Origin of the sequence: Bradyrhizobium sp. SZCCHNR1098, from assembly GCF_032489375.1 — a bacterium.
In the GTDB taxonomy this organism is placed as follows: Bacteria; Pseudomonadota; Alphaproteobacteria; order Rhizobiales; family Xanthobacteraceae; genus Bradyrhizobium.
Genome location: NZ_JAUEXY010000001.1, coordinates 662199 through 681388, shown reverse-complemented (window position 1 = coordinate 681388; position 19190 = coordinate 662199). Strand labels below are relative to the sequence as shown.

The following is a 19190-nucleotide window of genomic DNA, read 5'->3' as shown; positions in this document are numbered from 1 at the left end:
CAAGCGATGCGGGACGGACGATCAACGCGATGTACTTGCGCCCCGCATGGCTTGCGGGGCGCCCCTATAGGCAGGTTCAGTTCAGGGCTTCGTCGAGCAGCGCCTTCAGTTGCGCAAGATGCTTCGACATCAGACCCGTGGCGGTGGCCGCCGACGCGGCGCGGCCGGCATAGCGCGGACGCTTGCTCTTGCCGCTGGTCTGGTTCAGCACCCACTCGATATACGGCTCGATGAAATGCCAGGCGCCCATGTTGCGCGGCTCTTCCTGGCACCAGACGACTTCGGCGTTCTTGAAGCGGCCGAGCTCGGCGACCAGCGCCTTGAGCGGCACCGGGTAAAGCTGCTCGACGCGCATCAGATAGACGTCGTTGAGCCCGCGCTTCTCGCGCTCGTCGTACAGGTCGTAATAGACCTTGCCCGAGCACAGCACGATGCGGCGGATCTGATCGTCCGGCACCAGCTTGGTCTTGTCGTCCGCCTGCATCTGGGCGTCATCGTACAGGATGCGGTGGAAGGTCGTTCCCTTGGCCAGCTCCTCGAGCCGCGACACCGCGCGCTTGTGGCGCAGCAGCGACTTCGGCGTCATCACGATCAGCGGCTTGCGGATCTCGCGATGCAGCTGCCGACGCATGACGTGGAAGTAGTTCGCCGGCGTGGTCGGATAGACCACCTGCATGTTGTCCTCGGCGCACATCTGCAGATAGCGCTCGAGGCGGGCCGACGAATGTTCGGGGCCCTGGCCCTCATAGCCATGCGGCAGCAGGCAGACCAGGCCGGACATGCGCAGCCATTTGCGCTCACCCGACGAGATGAACTGGTCGAACAGCACCTGGGCGCCGTTGGCGAAATCGCCGAACTGCGCCTCCCACAGCGTCAGCGCAGTGGGCTCGGCGAGCGAGTAGCCGTATTCGAAGCCGAGCACGGCTTCTTCCGAGAGCAGCGAGTTGATGACCTCGAAATGGCCCTGCTCCGGCGCCAGATGGTTGAACGGCGTGTAGCGGCTCTCGTCCTCCTGGTCGATCAAGACCGAGTGACGTTGCGAGAAGGTGCCGCGTTCGCTGTCCTGGCCGGACAGACGAACCTTGTGGCCTTCCAGGAGCAGCGAGCAAAACGCCAGCGCCTCGCCGGTCGCCCAGTCGATCCCGATGCCGCTGTCGATCGCCTTGGCGCGGTTCTCGAGGAAGCGCTGGATCGTGCGGTGCAGGCGGAAGCCGTCCGGCACCTTGGTGATCTTGCGGCCGATCTCCTTGAGACGGTCGAGCTCGACGCCGGTCACGCCGCGGCGCGCTTCTTCTTCCTGGTCGGCAGACTTGAACCCTGCCCACTTGCCGTCGAGCCAGTCGGCCTTGTTGGGACGATAGGAGGTGCCGGCCTCGAACTCGGCGTCGAGACGGGCGCGCCAGTCGGCCTTGGCCTTGTCGACCTCGCCCTCGGTCATGACGCCTTCGGCGACCAGGCGCTTGGAGTAGATCTCCAGGGTCGACGGATGACCGGCGATCTTCTTGTACATCACCGGCTGGGTGAAAGCCGGCTCGTCACCTTCGTTGTGGCCATGCCTGCGGTAGCAGAACATGTCGATGACGACCGGCTTGTGGAACTTCTGCCGGAACTCGGTCGCGACCTTGGCCGCGAACACCACCGCCTCCGGATCGTCGCCGTTCACATGGAAGATCGGCGCGTCGATCATCTTGGCGACGTCGGACGGATAGGGCGACGAGCGCGAATAGCGCGGATAGGTCGTGAAGCCGATCTGGTTGTTGACGATGAAATGAATCGAGCCACCGGTCCGGTAGCCCTTCAGGTCGGAGAGCGCGAAGCATTCCGCAACGACGCCCTGGCCGGCGAACGCCGCGTCGCCATGCATCAGCAGCGGCAGCACCGAGATGCGCATGTCCGGCGGATCGCCATGCTGATCCTGCTTGGCGCGGACCTTGCCGAGCACCACGGGGTCGACGATCTCAAGATGCGACGGGTTGGCAGTCAGCGACAGATGGATCCGGTTGCCGTCGAACTCGCGGTCCGAGGAGGCGCCGAGGTGGTACTTGACGTCGCCGGAGCCTTCGACCGCGTCGGGATTGGCCGAGCCGCCCTTGAACTCGTGGAACAACGCCCGGTGCGCCTTGCCCATGACCTGGGTCAGCACGTTCAGGCGGCCGCGATGCGGCATGCCGAGCACGATCTCCTTCACACCAAGATTGCCGCCGCGCTTGATGATCTGCTCCAGCGCCGGGATCAGCGACTCGCCGCCGTCGAGACCGAAGCGCTTGGTGCCGGTGAACTTGACGTCGCAGAACTTCTCGAAGCCTTCGGATTCGATCAGCTTCTGCAGGATGGCGCGACGGCCCTCGCGGGTGAACGAGATCTCCTTGTCCGGCCCCTCGATGCGCTCCTGGATCCAGGCCTTCTGCGCCGCGTTGGTGATGTGCATGAACTCGACGCCGAGCGTCTGGCAGTAGGTGCGCTCGCAGATCGCGACGATCTCGCGCAGGGAGCCGTATTCGAGGCCCAGCACGTGATCGAGGAAGATTTTGCGGTCGAAATCGGCCTCGGTGAAGCCGTAGGAGCGCGGGTCGAGCTCTTCGCGGTTGCGCGGCGCCTCGATGCCGAGCGGATCGAGCTTGGCGTGGAAGTGGCCGCGCATGCGGTAGGCGCGGATCAGCATCAACGCGCGGACGGAGTCGCGGGTGGCCTGGTTGACGTCGGCCAGCGACAGTTCGACGCCCTTGGTCTGCGCCTTGGCCGCGATCTTCTCGCCGACCTTCTTCTCGACCACCGCCCAGTTGCCGTCGAGCGCCGAGGTCAGCTCGTCGCGCGGGGCCACCGGCCAGTTGCTGCGCGCCCAGGAGGGACCTGACGCATTCTTCTGCACGTCGGTCGGCGCATCCTTCAGGCTCTTGAAGAATTCCTGCCACTCGGGATCGACCGAGGCGGGATCCTTCTCGTAGCGGGCGTAGATCTCATCGATGTAGGTGGCATTGGTGCCCTGCAGAAAAGACGACAGGGCGAAGGCGGCGTTCGCGTCTTGGCGAGACATGGTGGCGTCCTGGTAATTTCGATGCGCCCAATCAAAACGGCGCAATGCCTGACCCGCTGACAAAGCGGATCAGGCTCCGGTTAGGACCGTCTACCTTATTTATTGTAAATATTCGCGCCGAAAAGCACTAAGTCCTGAATCAGGATTTCAACTTTTCGACAAGCGTCTTGCCGAGCCGTGCGGGCGACGGAGACACTGTAATACCAGCAGCTTCCATCGCGGCCGTCTTCGAGCCGGCATCGCCCTTGCCGCCCGAGATGATCGCGCCGGCATGACCCATGCGACGGCCGGGAGGGGCGGTGACACCGGCAATGAATCCCACCATCGGTTTCTTGCGGCCGCGCTTGGCTTCGTCCTTGATGAACTGCGCCGCGTCCTCCTCGGCCGAGCCGCCGATCTCACCGATCATGATGATCGAGGTCGTCTTCGGGTCAGCCAGGAACATCTCCAGCATGTCGATGAACTCGGTGCCCTTGACCGGGTCGCCGCCGATGCCGACCGCGGTGGTCTGGCCGAGACCTTCCGACGTGGTCTGGAACACCGCCTCGTAGGTCAGCGTGCCCGAACGCGATACGATGCCGACCGAACCCGGCTTGAAGATGTTGGCCGGCATGATGCCGATCTTGCACTCGCCGGCGGTCATGACGCCCGGGCAGTTCGGTCCGATCAGGCGCGACTTGGAACCCTGCAGCGAGCGCTTCACCCGGACCATGTCGAGCACCGGGATGCCTTCGGTGATGCAGACGATCAGCGGGACCTCGGCGTCGATGGCTTCGCAGATCGCATCTGCTGCGCCGGGCGGCGGCACGTAGATCACCGAGGCGTCGGCGCCGGTGGCCTCGCGGGCCTCCTTGACGGTGTCGAACACCGGCAGGCCGAGATGGGTCGAGCCGCCTTTGCCCGGCGAGGTACCGCCGACCATCTTGGTGCCATAGGCGATCGCCGCCTCGGAGTGGAAGGTGCCGTTCTTGCCAGTGAAGCCCTGGCAGATGACCTTGGTGTTCTTGTCGATGAGGATGGACATCGTGCTTTCTCTAAAAGCGTTGCGGTGAGGAATGAGCGAGCGCCTGGACCGGCGCTCAGCCTCCCTTGACGGCCTTGACGATCTTCTGCGCGGCGTCGTCGAGATTGTCGGCGGGCAGCACGTTCAGACCGGACTCGCTGATGATCTTCTTGCCGAGATCGACATTGGTGCCTTCGAGGCGCACCACCAGCGGCACCTTCAGACCCACTTCCTTGACCGCGGCCACGACGCCCTCGGCGATGACATCGCACTTCATGATGCCGCCGAAGATGTTGACCAGGATGCCCTTCACGTTCGGGTCGGCGGTGATGATCTTGAACGCCGCCGCGACCTTCTCCTTGCTGGCGCCGCCGCCGACGTCGAGGAAGTTGGCGGGCTCCATGCCGTAGAGCTTGATGATGTCCATCGTCGCCATGGCGAGGCCGGCGCCGTTGACCATGCAGCCGATGGTGCCGTCGAGCGCGACGTAGTTGAGGTCGTACTTCGAGGCCTCGATCTCCTTGGCGTCCTCCTCGGTCTCGTCGCGCAGCGCGACGACCTCGGGATGCTTGAACAGCGCGTTGGAGTCGAACGACACCTTGGCATCGAGCACGCGGAGCTGGCCCTGCTTGGTGACGACCAGCGGGTTGATCTCGAGCATCGCCATGTCCTTGGCGACGAACGCATTGTAGAGCTGGGTGGTGAGCTTCTCGGCCTGCTTGGCGAGATCGCCCGTCAGCTTCAGCGCCTTGGCGACAGCGCGGCCATGATGGCCCATGACGCCGGTGGCCGGGTCGACCGAGAAGGTGATGATCTTCTCAGGCGTGCTGTGCGCCACGTCCTCGATGTTCACGCCGCCTTCGGTCGACACGACGAAGGCGACCTTCGAGGTCTCGCGGTCGACCAGCAGCGACAGATAGAACTCCTTGTCGATATCCGAGCCGTCCTCGATGTAGAGGCGATTGACCTGCTTGCCGTCGGGGCCGGTCTGCACCGTCACCAGCGTCGCGCCCAGCATCTGCTTGGCGAAAGTGTTGACCTCGTCGATCGACTTGGCGAGGCGGACGCCGCCCTTGTCGCCGGCCGAGGCCTCCTTGAACTTGCCCTTGCCACGGCCGCCGGCGTGGATCTGGCTCTTCACGACCCAGACCGGGCCGCCGAGCGTCTTCGCCGCCGCATCCGCGTCCTCCGGACGGAGAACCGGCACGCCCTTGGAAATCGGCACGCCGAACTCGTGCAGCAGTGCCTTGGCCTGATATTCGTGAATGTTCATAAGCGCTTGCTCCCCGAACCCGCGATGGGGTGACGACCAGAATTGTTGTTAGGATGTCTGGTATACCATATACCAAACATCCTGCAACTCGATGTGGGCGAGATTACGCCCCGTGAATGACCCCTGATCAGCGGCCGAGCAGGTCGGGCGCGATCTTCTTGCAGGCGTCGACGAGGCCCTGCACGGCGGCGACCGACTTGTCGAACGCCTCGCGGTCCTTGCCCGCGAGCTCGATCTCGACGATGCGCTCGACACCCTTGGAGCCGATCACGACGGGCACGCCGACATACATGTCCTTGACGCCGAACTCGCCGTTGAGATGCGCCGCGCAGGGCAGCACGCGCTTCTTGTCGCGCAGATAGCTCTCGGCCATCGCGATCGCCGACGCCGCCGGCGCGTAATAGGCCGAGCCGGTCTTCAGCAGATTGACGATCTCGGCGCCGCCGTTGCGGGTGCGATCGACGATCTCGTCGATGCGGGCCTGCGACGTCCAGCCCATCTTGACCAGGTCGGGCAGCGGAATGCCGGCAACGGTCGAGTACTTGGTCAGCGGCACCATGGTGTCGCCATGACCGCCGAGCACGAAGGCGGTGACGTCCTCGACCGAGACGTTGAACTCATCGGCCAGGAAGTAGCGGAAACGCGCCGAGTCGAGCACGCCGGCCATGCCAACGACCTTCTTGGCCGGGAGACCGGAGGCCTTCTGCAGCGCCCAGACCATCGCGTCGAGCGGGTTGGTGATGCAGATGACGAAGGCGTCCGGCGCGTACTTCTTGATGCCGGCGCCGACCTGCTCCATCACCTTGAGGTTGATCGACAGCAGATCGTCGCGGCTCATGCCGGGCTTGCGCGGCACGCCGGCGGTAACGATGCACACCTTGGCGTTGTCGAGCGCCTCATAGGAGTTGGCCCCGGTATAGTGCGCGTCGAAGCCGTCGACCGGCGACGACTGGGCGATGTCGAGCGCCTTGCCCTGCGGAACGCCTTCGGCAATGTCGAACATCACGACGTCGCCGAGCTCCTTGAGGCCAACGAGGTGAGCCAGCGTTCCGCCGATCTGACCGGAGCCAATCAAAGCAATCTTGTCGCGCGCCATGGCAAATTTTCCTTTGAACCCGAAGGAGTGAGGGAGGTTGAAAAGTCGAGTGGTGGTTATCCCTTTCGCCCGGGCCGTTCAAGTCACGCTATGGCCAATTGGCGGGCGTGCCTTGATTTCGATCAGGACCGGGCGACGGGCGCTGATGATCCTTTCAGCATGATTGACGTGGCCTTTTCGCGGCTGTGTGCCCGGCGGCAGGCGCTCGCCAAAGCTCCGGTGGTTGTCAGGTTTCGACCAACCCCGTGGAAGTCCCAGATGCCGCCGAGTCCTTCCGCCCGTGCGGCAGGGCCAGATAGGAGTCCGAGCCCATCTCGATCAGGCGCGAGGTGGTCCGCTTGAACTCCATGGCCTCCACGCCCTCGGTCGCGATGTAGAGCGAAACCGGGTCAGCCTCGGCGGAGGCGATCAGCTTCACGGCGTTGTCGTAGAGCGTATCGATCAGGGTGATGAAGCGCTTGGCGGCATTGCGCTCGGCCAGATCCATGACCGGAACATGATCGATCAGGATCGTATGATAGTCGTGCGCGAGCCGCAGATAGTCCGAGGCTGCCAGCGGCTTTCCGCACAGATCGGCAAAGCCGAAGCGGGCGACGCCGTTGGCGGAGCACGGGACATGCAGGATGCGCCCCTTGATCGTCATGTCGCGCGGCTTGCACTTGGCATGACCCGTGAGCCGCGCCCAGGCCTTGTCGAGCGCCGCCCGCGCGTCGACATCGGCCGGCACCAGCCACATCTTCACGCCGGCCAGCTTCTCCAGCCGGAAATCGGTGCGCGCGTCCAGCCGCATCACGTCCATGTGGTCGGCGATCTGCTTGATGAAGGGCAGGAACAGCGAGCGGTTGAGGCCGCCTTTGTAGAGGTCTTCAGGCGCGACGTTGGAGGTCGCCACCACCACCGTGCCGAGCTCGAACAGCCTGGCGAACAGACGGCCCAGGATCATCGCGTCGGCGATGTCGGTGACATGGAATTCGTCGAAACAGAGCAGCCAGGCCTGGTCGAAGATCGCCTGCGCCGTGAGCCCGATCACATCGGCATCGGCGAGCTCGCCGCGCGCGATGTTCTGGCGGTAGCCGTAGATGCGCTCATGCACCTCGGCCATGAATTCGTGGAAATGCGCGCGGCGCTTGAGCTCAACCGGACAGTTCTGGAAGAACAGGTCCATCAGCATGGTCTTGCCGCGGCCGACCTCGCCATGGACATAGAGGCCATTCGGCGGCTCGCTCTTGTCGGCAAAAAGGCGGCCGAACAAGCCCTGCTTGCGCGAGGGCTTGTAGGTGGAGAGCCGGCGCTCCAGCGCCGCCAGCGCGTCGGCGACCTCGGCCTGGGCGGGGTCGGGCTCGATCGCACCAGTATCGACCAAAGACTGATATTGCGCGCGGAACGCGTCTGAGGGAGTGGACAGCATGAGTCCACTCTAGGTCACGAGACTTACGTAAAATGCAATCCGCAAATGGTGGAAGCCGCCATGCGTCGGAGCCGTGATGTCTTGGTATATGGCACGCAAACGCCGCCGTGATCGTTAGCCCGGGGCTAACGACGCTCGTCTTCGCTCTTGGCCTCTGCGAACGGCTGGCTTGAACGACCGCGCTGCAGACCTCATCCCGGGGAGAGATCGTAGGCGTCCTCGACCACATAGGGCCCGCCGCCGGTCGAGGCACGCGACGAAAACAGCACGAAGCGCTCGGCCATGAACACGCGGCTCGGGAAATAGCCGCGGACGGAGAGATAGTCGGCGACGTCCTGGCTCGATGCATCGTGCAGCCGCGCCAGCGTGACGTGCGGCACGAATTTGCGTCCCTCGGGATCGAGCCCGATCCGCTGCATGAGCCGCTCCAGCTCGGCCTGCAGCTCGATCAGCGGCCGGCTCGGCGCGATGTTGGCAACGACGGCACGCGGCTTGCGGCCGCCGAAGCTGGAGAGACCTTGCACCGTCACTTCGAACGGCTTGCGGTTCACCCGCCACAGCATCGAGGCGATCTCGTTGGCGGAGGCGCCGTCGATGTCACCGATGAAACGCAACGTCACATGGTAATTTTCGGGATCGATCCAGCGGGCGCCGGGGAGGCCACCCCGCAAACCGGAAAGCGTGTGGCCAACCTCGGCCGGGATTTCCAGTCCAGTAAACAGACGCGGCATCGTTTCAGGACTCCCGATGCTGGAGGCTGATCTCGAAAATTGACGAGATCATGCCTTCGAGAAATGATCGACGACGAATCGCCAATGCATAATTCCTACCGAACTTATATGACTCCGCGACGGAAGGTGGGTTAACGCCGGTAAAAGCTGCGGAAAACCCGGCCCTTAAGGCTATCGCAAATTGTCGGCGCAGGGCTTCGTTCCGTTATTGCCCACGAAGCGGACGCAGGAATGCTTCCGCCGTAGGCAACAGCCTGGACACGATGATGTCGACGCCCGCTGCGGTGGGGTGAATGCCGTCCGCCTGGTTCAGCTTGGGGTCGGCGGCGACACCGTCGAGCAAGAACGGATACAGCGGCACGCCGAATTCCTTGGCGAGCTCGGGATAGATCGCGTTGAATTTCGCGGCATAGTCGCTGCCGTAGTTCGGCGGCGCCAGCATGCCGCAGAGCATGACGGCGATGCCCCTGGCTTTCAGCCGGGTCACGATCTCGCTCAAAGCCTTGCGCGTCACGGCGGGATCGATGCCGCGCAGCGCGTCATTGGCGCCGAGTTCGACGACGACCGCTTCGGTCCCCTCCGGCACCGACCAGTCGAGCCGGTCGCGGCCGCCGGACGAGGTGTCCCCGGATACGCCGGCGTTGGTGAGGTCGATCGGCAGCCCCTGGGCCTGCAAGGCCTTCTGCAGCTTGGCTGGAAACGCATCTGAAGCGGACAGGCCGAGTCCCGCGCTCAAGGAATCGCCGAGAACGACCAGCTTGATCGGCTTGACGGCCTCGGCAGCGGCGAACGCGGACCCGACTGTCATCAAGGCGAGCATCAACACGAGTATGTGCACGAAGATGTGTCCGCGCCTCTCGACCCGGCTTGCGGAGTTGCCATATGACCGAGCCATGGACAGTCTCATCGAAACCTCGCGTTTGGCCGGCCTCGCGCCGGACACCATTACCATCTCGAACGTCAACCTCTCGCTCGGCACCGGCGCGGCGCGGGTCCATATCCTCAAGGACGTCAGCCTGCGGGTCGGACAGGGCGAGACGATCGGTCTGATCGGACCGTCGGGCTCTGGCAAGTCCACATTGCTGATGGTGATGGCGGGGTTGGAACGTCCTGACAGCGGTGAGGTGGTGGTCAACGGGACCGCTTTCAATGTCTTGGACGAGGACGCCCTGGCCCGGTTCCGCGGCCGCCAGGTCGGCATTGTCTTCCAGTCCTTTCATTTGATCCCGACCATGACGGCGCTGGAGAACGTCGCGGTGCCGCTCGAGCTGGCCGGCCACGCCGGCGCCGCCGAGCGCGCGGCCCGCGAGCTCGACTCGGTCGGGCTGGGCCACCGGCTGCATCACTATCCGACCCAGCTGTCGGGTGGCGAGCAGCAGCGCGTGGCGCTGGCCCGCGCCCTCGCTCCCGATCCTGCAATTCTCGTGGCCGACGAGCCGACCGGCAATCTCGACGAGACCACCGGACGGCAGATCGTCGATCTGTTGTTCACCAAGCACGCCGAGCGCGGCATGACCTTGGTGCTGGTGACCCACGACAGCAGCCTCGCGCACCGGTGCGACCGCGTCGTGCGGCTGCGCTCGGGGCGGATCGAAAGCGAGAGCGACGCCCGCGAGCCGGCTGACGCATGAGCGCCATGTCAGAACCGGTCGCGAGCGGCCGGATCGCCCTCCTGCCCGTTCGTTACGCGTTGCGCGAGCTGCGCGGCGGCTTGCGCGGCTTCTATGTCTTCATCGCCTGCATCGCGCTCGGCGTCCTCGCCATCGCTGGCGTCGGCTCGGTGGCCGCGAGCCTCAATGACGGCCTGGTTCGCGAAGGACGCACGCTGCTCGGCGGCGACGTTGCCTTTTCGCTGTTTCAGCGCGAGGCCAAGCCGGAGGAGATCGACTTCCTGCGCTCGCGTGGACAGCTGTCGCTGGCGGCAACCCTGCGCGCGATGGTGCGCTCCAGCGACGCCAAGCTGGCCCTGGTCGAGCTGAAGGCCGTCGACAACGCCTATCCGCTGCTCGGCAACGCCGAGCTCCAGCCCGATCTGCCGATGGCCGACATCCTGGCCGAGCGCGACGGCGTCTACGGAGCTGCAGCCGATCCGGCGCTGCTGGCCCGGCTCGACCTGAAGGTCGGCGACATCGTCACGATCGACACGGTCCGCTTCCAGATTCGCAGCGCGCTGCAGGCCGAGCCCGACAAATTGTCCGGCGGCATCGGCCTCGGGCCGCGCTTCCTGGTCAGCGAGGCGGGTCTGCGGGCGACGCCGCTGCTGCAGCCGGGCAGTCTCGTGCGCTGGACCTACCGGGTCCGGCTGCCCGACAATGCCAAGGACGATCACGCCGCGGCGTCCTTCATCGCCGATACCCGCCTGACGCTGCCGTCGGCCGGATGGGAGATCCGCAGCCGCAGCAACGCCTCGCCGCAACTGGAGCGGACCATCGGCCGCTTCACCCAGTTCCTGACCCTGGTCGGTCTCGCCGCCCTGCTGGTCGGCGGCGTCGGCGTCGCCAATGCGGTCAAGAGCCATGTCGACCGCCGCACCGAGGTGATCGCGGCGTTCAAGGCGCTCGGCGCCACCAGCCGCGACGTGTTCGGCATCTACCTCGTGCAGGTGATGGTGCTCGCCACGATTGGTTCGATCATCGGACTCTGCACCGGCGCGGCCCTGCCGTTTGCCATCGTCGGACTGTTCGGCAACATCCTGCCGCTGCCCGTGATCCCGGCTATTCATCCGGACGAGCTGGCGCTGTCCTTCGTCTATGGCCTGCTCACCGCACTCGCGTTCGGTCTGTGGCCGCTCGGGCGCGTGCGTGACGTGCCGGTGGCGGCGTTGTTCCGCGAGGCGGTCATCGCCGAATGGCACCGGCCGCGCTGGAGCTATCTGGTGCTGATCGCGGGCACGGTCGTGCTGCTGATCGCGGTGGTGATCGGCCTGTCCTACGACAAGCGCATCGCCGCGGTGTTCGTCGCGGCCGCCGCGCTGGTGTTCGTGCTGTTGCGCGGCATTGCCGCCGCGGTGATGGCGATTGCGCGCGCCCTGCCGCGCAGCCGCTTCCCGATGCTGCGGCTGGCGGTCAGCAATATCTATCGCCCAGGCGCGCTGACACCGTCCGTAGTGCTGTCGCTCGGGCTGGGGCTCGCCGTGCTGGTCACCATCACCCAGATCGACGGCAATCTGCGACGCCAGTTCCTGGCACAGCTGCCGGAGCAGGCGCCGTCGTTTTTCTTCATCGACGTCCCCTCGGGCGAGGCCGACCGCTTCCGCGGCTTCCTCAAGGACCTCGCCCCTCAATCGGCAGTCGAAGACGTGCCGATGCTGCGCGGGCGCATCGTCTCCGCCCGCGGCGTGCGCGCCGAGGACCTCAAGGCGACGACGGACACCGAATGGGTGCTGCAGAGCGACCGCGGCCTGACCTATACCGCCGAGATTCCCAAGGGATCCAAGGTCGTCGAGGGCGCGTGGTGGGGCGAGAACTACGGCGGCCCGCCGCTGGTTTCGATCGAGAAGCGGATCGCCGACGGTCTCGGCCTCAAGCTCGGCGACGACATCGTGGTCAACGTGCTCGGACGCGACATCACGGCGCGGATCGGCAACATGCGCACCATCGACTGGCAGGGGCTCGGCATCAATTTCGTGCTGGTGTTCTCCCCGAATGCCTTCAAGGGCGCGCCCCACACCCATGTCGCCACCCTGACCGAGGCGCGCTCCGATGCCGTCGAGGATGCGCGCGTCATCCGCAAGGTGGCCGACGCCTTCCCGATGGTGACCAGCGTGCGGGTCCGCGAGGTGATGGAGACGGTCGGCTCGGTCGTCTCCAACCTTGCGCTCGCCATCCGCGGCGCCAGCGCGGTGACGCTGATCTCGGCCATCCTGGTGCTGGGCGGCGCGCTGGCCGCCGGCCACCGCCACCGGGTCTACGATGCCGTGATCCTGAAGACGCTGGGCGCCACCAGGCTGCGGCTGCTCGGCGCCTACGCGCTGGAATATCTGATGATCGGCTTCGCCACCGCCGCCTTCGGCGTCGTCGCGGGGTCGGTCGCCGCGTGGCTGATCGTGACCCGGCTGATGACCTTGAGCTTCGCCTGGCAGGCGGGCAGCGCCGCGCTGGTCGTCCTGACCGCGCTGATCGTGACGGTCGGCCTCGGTCTGGCCGGCACCCTGCTTGCGCTCAACCAGAAGCCGGCGACGGTCCTTCGGAATCTCTAGCGGCTTGCGCGCTCATGCCGCACGGTTAACGCGATTTATACGGCTGGGACGCGCGCGGAGCGACATTCGGCCGCGCGTGGAAGCTTGCGGCGGATATGCTAGTTTCCCATCTAGGGAATGGGCTCAGAGACCTGCCAAAAGATGGCGATTTTGCCGATGACGCAAATTTAATATCTGTGGCAGTGGGTATGAGATAGGGTTTTTCGAGAACCGGCTAAAGGTCCTGCCAGGACCGGACTGCCGGGCAACCAACGGGAATCGACCATGTCGGACCTAGACCGCAATTATGCTTCACCCTTTGGCCGGGTGGCCGGGCGCGCCGATGCCGCGACCGTCGACGCCGGTCTGCGCGCCTACATGCTGCGCATCTACAATTACATGAGCATCGGCCTGGCCATCACCGGCCTCGCGGCGCTGGGCGTCTACATGGCGTCGGTGACCGGCGATCCGGCTGCTGGCGTATTCAAGTTCGGCAACGCGTACCTGACGCAGTTCGGCTACGCGATGTTCGTGAGCCCGCTGAAGTGGCTGTTCATCCTGGCCCCACTGGTCATGGTGTTCGCGATCTCGGCCGGCATCAACCGCCTGGCGCCGTCGACCGCGCAGATCCTGTTCTGGGTGTTCTCGGCCTTGATGGGCATCTCGCTGTCGTCGATCTTCCTGGTGTACACCCACACCTCGATCGTGCGGGTGTTCTTCATCACCGCGGCGACGTTCGGCGCGCTCAGCCTGTACGGCTACACGACCAAGCGTGACATGACGGGCATGGGCTCGTTCCTGTTCATGGGCCTGGTCGGCATCGTGCTGGCGAGCCTCGTGAACCTGTTCCTGGCGAGCTCGATGCTGCAGTTCATCGTCTCGGTGATCGGCGTGTTCGTGTTCGCCGGCCTGACCGCCTGGGACACGCAGCGTCTGAAGAACGAGTACATCTACGGCTACGCTTCCGCGGGCGGCGACATTGCCGAGCGCGCAGCGATCACCGGCGCCCTGTCGCTGTACCTGAACTTCATCAACCTGTTCACGCTGCTGCTGCAGCTGCTCGGACAGCGCGACTGAGCCAGCGGCTCACACGAGCGACCTTCGAAGCCCCGGCCTCACCGCCGGGGCTTTTCGTTTGCGCAAGCCAATTGCGACCGCGGCGCGGGCGCGACGGCAGCCATGCCGCGAGGCCGGATTGATCGCCGCGTCCGCTTTGGTATGTTTCCACCATGTCCGACATTGAGATCCGGCCCACCCGGGAGGCCGACCTTCCCACCATCACCGCCATCTACGGCCAGGCCGTCCGCGAGGGCACGGCCACCTTCGAGCTCGACCCTCCGGATCTGACGGAAATGACGCGCCGCTTCCGGGCGCTCACCGACGACGGCTTTCCCTATTTCGCCGCCCTGCTGGACGGAGAGGTGGTTGGCTATGCCTATGCGGGGCCTTACCGGCCTCGCCCGGCCTATCGCTTCACGGTGGAGAACTCGATCTATCTCGCCCCCGCCAGCCAGCGTCGTGGCATCGGAATGCGACTGATGCGGCGGCTGATCGACGCCTGTGAGGAGGGAGGCTTTCGCCAGATGATCGCCGTCATCGGCGACTCCGCCAATGCCGGCTCGGTCCGGCTGCATACCGCCTGCGGCTTCCAGATGATCGGCACCCACCCGAGCGTCGGCCTGAAATTCGGCCGCTGGCTCGATACTGTGATGATGCAGCGCCCGCTCGGGGCCGGGAGCAGCGACGTCCCGGCGTAAGCAACGCCAGTCGGAATGTCATGATCAGCCGGAGCGCGTGGGATCAGACCAGCGCCGGCTTCGGCGCGATCACCAGCAGCACGCGCTCGAGCTCATGACCGCGGCGCAGGATCAGGCCGGTGGCCGAGATCACGCTGTACATGCCCTGCTTGCGCGCCAGCCGCGGGTCCTTCTCGATGCGGTAGATCGGCACCTCGGACGCCCGGCGAAACACGGAGAAGACGGCCCGGTCACGCAGGAAGTCGATCGAATAGTCGCGCCACTCACCGTCGGCGACCATGCGGCCGTAGAGGTTGAGGATACGATTCAGCTCGAGGCGATCGAACGTCACCCGGTTGGGCGCTGCGGCCGCGTTGCGCGCCGCCGCGCGGTTCTCGCTGGGGTCGGCATCCTCCGGAGTGAGGTTCATGAGCGTCCTCCTGTCATCTGTGTGACATGATCGCGCCAACCGCCGGAGGCCGCAAGGGGCCGTTTTCATTGTTGAAGTTCGGCCGTGCATGCCAACCGCGCGAACTCCGCGAACACGCAAGCGTCACGGGATCGTTAGCAGAATCATAATCGCGCCGTCTTTCCGCCCACCGACCGCCCCCGACCTTAGGCATAAGATTCATGTGCGTTGGCCCGGTCCTTTCGGTTCCGGATTCCTCAGCCCCCAGCCCCCCGGGGTCGTCAGGATCGGGTCCATTCACAAGTAAGGCAAAGGGCCAACGCAAGTTGGTCCTTTTGCTTCTTTGGCGTGAGCTGCACGGAACATGTTATGGCGCGCCTCCGTCCTATGGACGTGACGCGCCTTACCGCAGGTCAAGGGAAACGAAGATCAGGACGACCGAAGATCAGCGCTCGGGAGCACGCGCCGTTGCTGAAGCCCGTCCGACCAATGGCAACTCGGAAAAGGCGGCCCCGAGCATCGCGCCGGGGCGGTCGCGACTGCCGTCCTGCACATAGACGACGGTGCCATCGACGCCCTCGCGGGCGATCTTCTCCAGCGGCACGCTCCATCTGACCGGCGAACCATTCCAGTCACCCAGCTTCTGAAGACCGCGAACGACGTTGTAATAGGTCAGATCACGGCCGCTGTTCTCGCCGCGGCCGACCGAGATCGGGACCACCCGCGAGATCGAGCAGACCCAGACCTCGCCGTGCTTGCGCGGCATCTGGTCGTTGGCCGCGGCCACGGAGACAGTGAGGTCCTGGCCGTCGACCGACAGCCTCACCGGCACCGACATCACGCTGCCACCCTGGACAGTCTCCTCGATGGCGCCTTCGATCGCCTCGCGGTCGCTGCCGATCACATGCACGGAGCCGTTGACCACCGCCTGCGGCGTATAGACTTCGCGATCGCCACGCGCCCTGGAATAGGCCCGCTGCCGGGCCGTGAAGCGGGAGTCGGCCAGCGTGTCCTTCCAGCCCAGGTAGTCCCAGTAGTCGATCGGCAGGGACAGCGCGATGACCGAGGGATCTCTGGCGAGCTCGCCGAGGATCTTGTCGGCCGGCGGGCAGGATGAACAGCCCTGGGACGTGAAGAGTTCGATCACCGCACGCGGATCGGACGCGGCCGGCCGGACGAAAGCGATGACCGCACAGACACTCAGCGCCGCGCGCGACCACCACGACATCTGTCCACTCATCGTCACTGTCCTGTCTGGAACATGGTCCGCTGCGCCCTGCCGCGTCAATGATCTGCGAAGCCGCCCTCGTAGTTAATAGATTGCAAACGAAAAGGAGGCGGCCTTTGTCATAGGCCGCCTCCTTCATCACCCGCTACTCACTTCAGAGTGAGCCAAACTGTCGCGTCGCGCTTTGGTTAAGCAGCAAGCTTGCGCAGCACGTAGTGCAGGATGCCGCCGTTGCGATAGTAGTCCAGCTCGTCCAGCGTATCGATCCGGCAGAGCAGCGGCACCTGCTGCGCCGCCCCGTCGGCCGACACGATCTCGGCGGTCAGGGTTTGACGCGGCTTCAGGTCGCCCTGCAGGCCCTTGATGGTGACCTTCTCGTCGCCCTTCAGGCCGAGCGAGGACCAGGACGTGCCTTCCTGGAAGGTGAGCGGGAGCACACCCATGCCGACCAGGTTCGAACGATGGATGCGCTCGAAGCTCTGGCAGATCACGGCGCGGACGCCGAGCAGCCGGGTACCTTTCGCAGCCCAGTCGCGCGACGAGCCGTTGCCGTATTCGGCGCCGGCGAACACCACCAGCGGCACGCCCTCTTCCTGGTACTTCATCGCGGCGTCGTAGATCGACATCTGCTCGCCGTCGGGCCAGTGCTTGGTCAGGCCGCCTTCCGGAATGTTGCCGTCGGCACCTTTGAGCATGAAGTTCTTGATGCGGATGTTGGCGAAGGTGCCGCGCATCATGATCTCGTGGTTGCCGCGGCGCGTGCCGTACTGGTTGAAGTCGGCCGGGCGGACCTGGTGCTCGCTGAGGAATTTACCGGCGGGCGAGGTCAGCTTGATCGAACCGGCCGGCGAGATGTGGTCGGTCGTGATCTTGTCGCCAAACAGCGCCAGCACGCGGGCCTCGACGATGTCCTTGATCGGCTCGGGCTCCTTCTTCATGCCGTCGAAATACGGCGGGTTCTGCACGTAGGTCGACGACATGTTCCAGCGATAGGTCTCGCTCTCGACCGTCTTGATCTTGCGCCAGTTGGTGTCGCCCTTGAACACGTCGGCGTAGCGCTTCTTGAAGATCGACGCCTTGACGAATTTCTTGACGAAGTCGTTGACCTCCTTGGTCGTCGGCCAGATGTCTTTCAGGTAGACCGGCTTCTTGTCCTTGCCGATGCCGATCGGCTCGACCGAAAGATCCTTGGTCACGGTGCCGGCCAGCGCGTAGGCCACGACCAGCGGCGGCGAGGCCAGGTAGTTGGCCTGCACGTCCGGCGAGACGCGGCCTTCGAAGTTGCGGTTGCCCGACAGCACGGCCGCCGCGACGACGCCGTTGTCGTTGATCGACTTCGAGATCTCCTCCGGCAGCGGACCTGAATTGCCGATGCAGGTGGTGCAGCCGAAACCGACCAGGTTGAAGCCGACCTTGTCGAGGTCCTTCTGCAGGCCGGAGTTAGCCAGGTACTCGGCGACCACCTGGCTGCCCGGGGCGAGCGAGGTCTTCACCCACGGCTTGGCCTTGAGGCCCTTGGCGGCGGCGTTGCGGGCCAAGAGGCCGGCGCCGATCAGCACGCTCGGGTTCGAGGTGTTGGTGCAGGAGGTGATGGCGGCGATGACGACATCGCCATGGCCGATGTCGAAGTCCTTGCCCTCAACGGTGAAGCGCTGCGCGGCATCGCTCTTCTTGTACTCGCCGGCCAGCGCGGTGGCGAAGCCCTCGGCCACCGCCGGCAGGGCGATGCGGCCCTCGGGACGCTTCGGACCAGCCATCGACGGCACGACGTCGGCGAGATCGAGGGTCAGTGTCTGCGTGAACACCGGGTCCGCCGACTTGGCGGTGCGGAACAGGCCCTGCGCCTTGGCATAGGCCTCGACCAGCGCGACGCGCGGGCCCTTGCGGCCCGAGGTCTTGAGATAGTCGATGGTGGCGGCGTCGACCGGGAAGAAGCCGCAGGTCGCGCCATACTCGGGGGCCATGTTGGCGATGGTCGACTTGTCGGCGACCGAGAGATGGTCGAGGCCGGGGCCGAAGAACTCGACGAACTTGCCGACCACGCCGAGCTTGCGCAGCATCTGGGTGACAGTCAGCACCAGGTCGGTCGCGGTCACACCTTCCTTCAACGCGCCGGTCAGCTTGAAGCCGACGACGTCGGGCAGCAGCATCGACAGCGGCTGGCCGAGCATGCAGGCCTCAGCCTCGATGCCGCCGACGCCCCAGCCGAGCACGGCCAGACCGTTGACCATCGTGGTGTGCGAATCGGTGCCGACCAGCGAATCCGGATAGGCGACCTCGAAGGTGCCCTTGGTGCGGCCGACGGTCATCTTCTCCTTCTTGGTCCAGACGGTCTGCGCCAGGTATTCGAGGTTGACCTGGTGGCAGATGCCGGTGCCGGGCGGCACGACGGAGAAGTTCGAGAACGCCTTCTGGCCCCACTTCAGGAATTCGTAGCGCTCCTGGTTCTGCTTGTACTCCTCGGCGACGTTCTTGCCGAACGCCTTGTTGTCACCGAAGTAGTTCACGATCACCGAGTGGTCGATGACGAGATCGACCGGCACCAGCGGGTTGATCTTCTCGGCATCGCCGCCGAGCTTCTGCATCGCGTTGCGCATCGCTGCGAGATCGACCACCGCAGGCACGCCGGTGAAATCCTGCATCAGCACGCGCGCCGGACGGAAGGCGATCTCGTGCTCCAGCGACTTCTTGCGCAGCCATTTCGACACCGCGACAATGTCGTCCTTGGTGACGGTGCGGCCGTCCTCGTTGCGCAGCAGATTCTCGAGCAGCACCTTCATCGAATAGGGCAGCTTGGAGATGTCCTTGAGACCGTTCTTCTCGGCTGTGGGCAAGCTGTAGTAAATGTAGCTCTTCGTTCCGACCTTGAGGGTCTTGCGACACTTGAAGCTGTCGAGCGAGGTCATGCGTGGAAATCCCAATTGATCTGTATACCCGGAGGGGGTATTTAAGAACCGTCAGCGCGAGGCGCCGGATGGCTTGCAGCGGGCGATTGTGTGCTGCATCAAGGTCGGGCTTATAGAAGCTTTCTAACTGCGCCGCCACAGCCACAAGCAAGCCGCGACGTGGCATCACCCACAAATTCTCACGCGCTA

At 64.9% G+C, this 19190-nt stretch carries 14 protein-coding genes; 4 read left to right on the top strand and 10 right to left on the bottom strand.

What is annotated here, in order from left to right:
• Positions 1 to 76 precede the first annotated feature (76 nt).
• The 7 genes from QX135_RS03120 to QX135_RS03090 all read right to left on the bottom strand — a co-directional run bounded on the left by QX135_RS03120 (position 77) and on the right by QX135_RS03090 (position 9383).
• Positions 77 to 3034, bottom strand: coding sequence for a 2-oxoglutarate dehydrogenase E1 component (locus tag QX135_RS03120; RefSeq protein WP_316178862.1), 2958 nt, complete (start codon positions 3032 to 3034; stop codon positions 77 to 79).
• A gap of 139 nt (positions 3035 to 3173) precedes the next feature.
• On the bottom strand, positions 3174 to 4058 hold the full coding sequence (sucD, locus tag QX135_RS03115) for a succinate--CoA ligase subunit alpha (protein ID WP_172184319.1): 885 nt from the start codon (positions 4056 to 4058) through the stop codon (positions 3174 to 3176).
• 55 nt (positions 4059 to 4113) lie between these two features.
• Positions 4114 to 5310: an ADP-forming succinate--CoA ligase subunit beta gene (gene sucC / locus QX135_RS03110; protein ID WP_315777283.1), complete on the bottom strand. Its 1197-nt coding sequence runs from the start codon at positions 5308 to 5310 to the stop codon at positions 4114 to 4116.
• 127 nt (positions 5311 to 5437) lie between these two features.
• A complete protein-coding gene (gene mdh, locus QX135_RS03105) occupies positions 5438 to 6406 on the bottom strand; it encodes a malate dehydrogenase (RefSeq protein WP_009031546.1) in 969 nt (322 codons plus the stop codon).
• A 226-nt stretch (positions 6407 to 6632) separates the two neighbouring features.
• Positions 6633 to 7814: a cell division protein ZapE gene (gene zapE / locus QX135_RS03100; protein ID WP_315757141.1), complete on the bottom strand. Its 1182-nt coding sequence runs from the start codon at positions 7812 to 7814 to the stop codon at positions 6633 to 6635.
• A gap of 191 nt (positions 7815 to 8005) precedes the next feature.
• On the bottom strand, positions 8006 to 8545 hold the full coding sequence (gene thpR, locus QX135_RS03095; protein ID WP_315740705.1) for an RNA 2',3'-cyclic phosphodiesterase: 540 nt from the start codon (positions 8543 to 8545) through the stop codon (positions 8006 to 8008).
• A 205-nt stretch (positions 8546 to 8750) separates the two neighbouring features.
• Positions 8751 to 9383 (bottom strand): arylesterase, encoded by a 633-nt coding sequence (locus tag QX135_RS03090; RefSeq protein WP_315781752.1) that lies wholly within the window; start codon positions 9381 to 9383, stop codon positions 8751 to 8753.
• 55 nt (positions 9384 to 9438) lie between these two features.
• Between QX135_RS03090 and QX135_RS03085 the strand changes: the two genes are divergently transcribed.
• From QX135_RS03085 to QX135_RS03070, 4 genes are all read left to right on the top strand, one after another.
• Positions 9439 to 10176, top strand: a complete 738-nt coding sequence (locus tag QX135_RS03085) for an ABC transporter ATP-binding protein (RefSeq protein WP_315757140.1) — start codon at positions 9439 to 9441, stop codon at positions 10174 to 10176.
• The gene (locus QX135_RS03080) at positions 10173 to 12743 is read left to right on the top strand and encodes an ABC transporter permease (protein WP_315781648.1); all 2571 of its coding nucleotides are present in this window, start codon (positions 10173 to 10175) and stop codon (positions 12741 to 12743) included. The genes QX135_RS03085 and QX135_RS03080 overlap by 4 nt, the downstream gene beginning before the upstream one ends.
• A 264-nt stretch (positions 12744 to 13007) precedes the next feature.
• The gene (locus QX135_RS03075) at positions 13008 to 13799 is read left to right on the top strand and encodes a Bax inhibitor-1/YccA family protein (protein ID WP_315740702.1); all 792 of its coding nucleotides are present in this window, start codon (positions 13008 to 13010) and stop codon (positions 13797 to 13799) included.
• Between the two features lie 152 nt (positions 13800 to 13951).
• Positions 13952 to 14479 (top strand): GNAT family N-acetyltransferase, encoded by a 528-nt coding sequence (locus QX135_RS03070; RefSeq protein ID WP_315740701.1) that lies wholly within the window; start codon positions 13952 to 13954, stop codon positions 14477 to 14479.
• 43 nt (positions 14480 to 14522) lie between these two features.
• Here QX135_RS03070 and QX135_RS03065 read toward each other — a convergent pair whose 3' ends face one another.
• The 3 genes from QX135_RS03065 to acnA form a co-directional block, all read right to left on the bottom strand.
• Positions 14523 to 14888 carry a DUF2794 domain-containing protein gene (locus tag QX135_RS03065; protein ID WP_315757137.1) on the bottom strand — a complete coding sequence of 122 codons (366 nt, stop codon included), beginning with the start codon at positions 14886 to 14888 and terminating at the stop codon, positions 14523 to 14525.
• Between the two features lie 424 nt (positions 14889 to 15312).
• Positions 15313 to 16095, bottom strand: coding sequence for a DUF1223 domain-containing protein (locus QX135_RS03060; RefSeq protein ID WP_315777347.1), 783 nt, complete (start codon positions 16093 to 16095; stop codon positions 15313 to 15315).
• A 188-nt stretch (positions 16096 to 16283) separates the two neighbouring features.
• On the bottom strand, positions 16284 to 19001 hold the full coding sequence (acnA, locus tag QX135_RS03055; RefSeq protein ID WP_315781651.1) for an aconitate hydratase AcnA: 2718 nt from the start codon (positions 18999 to 19001) through the stop codon (positions 16284 to 16286).
• Positions 19002 to 19190 lie beyond the last annotated feature (189 nt).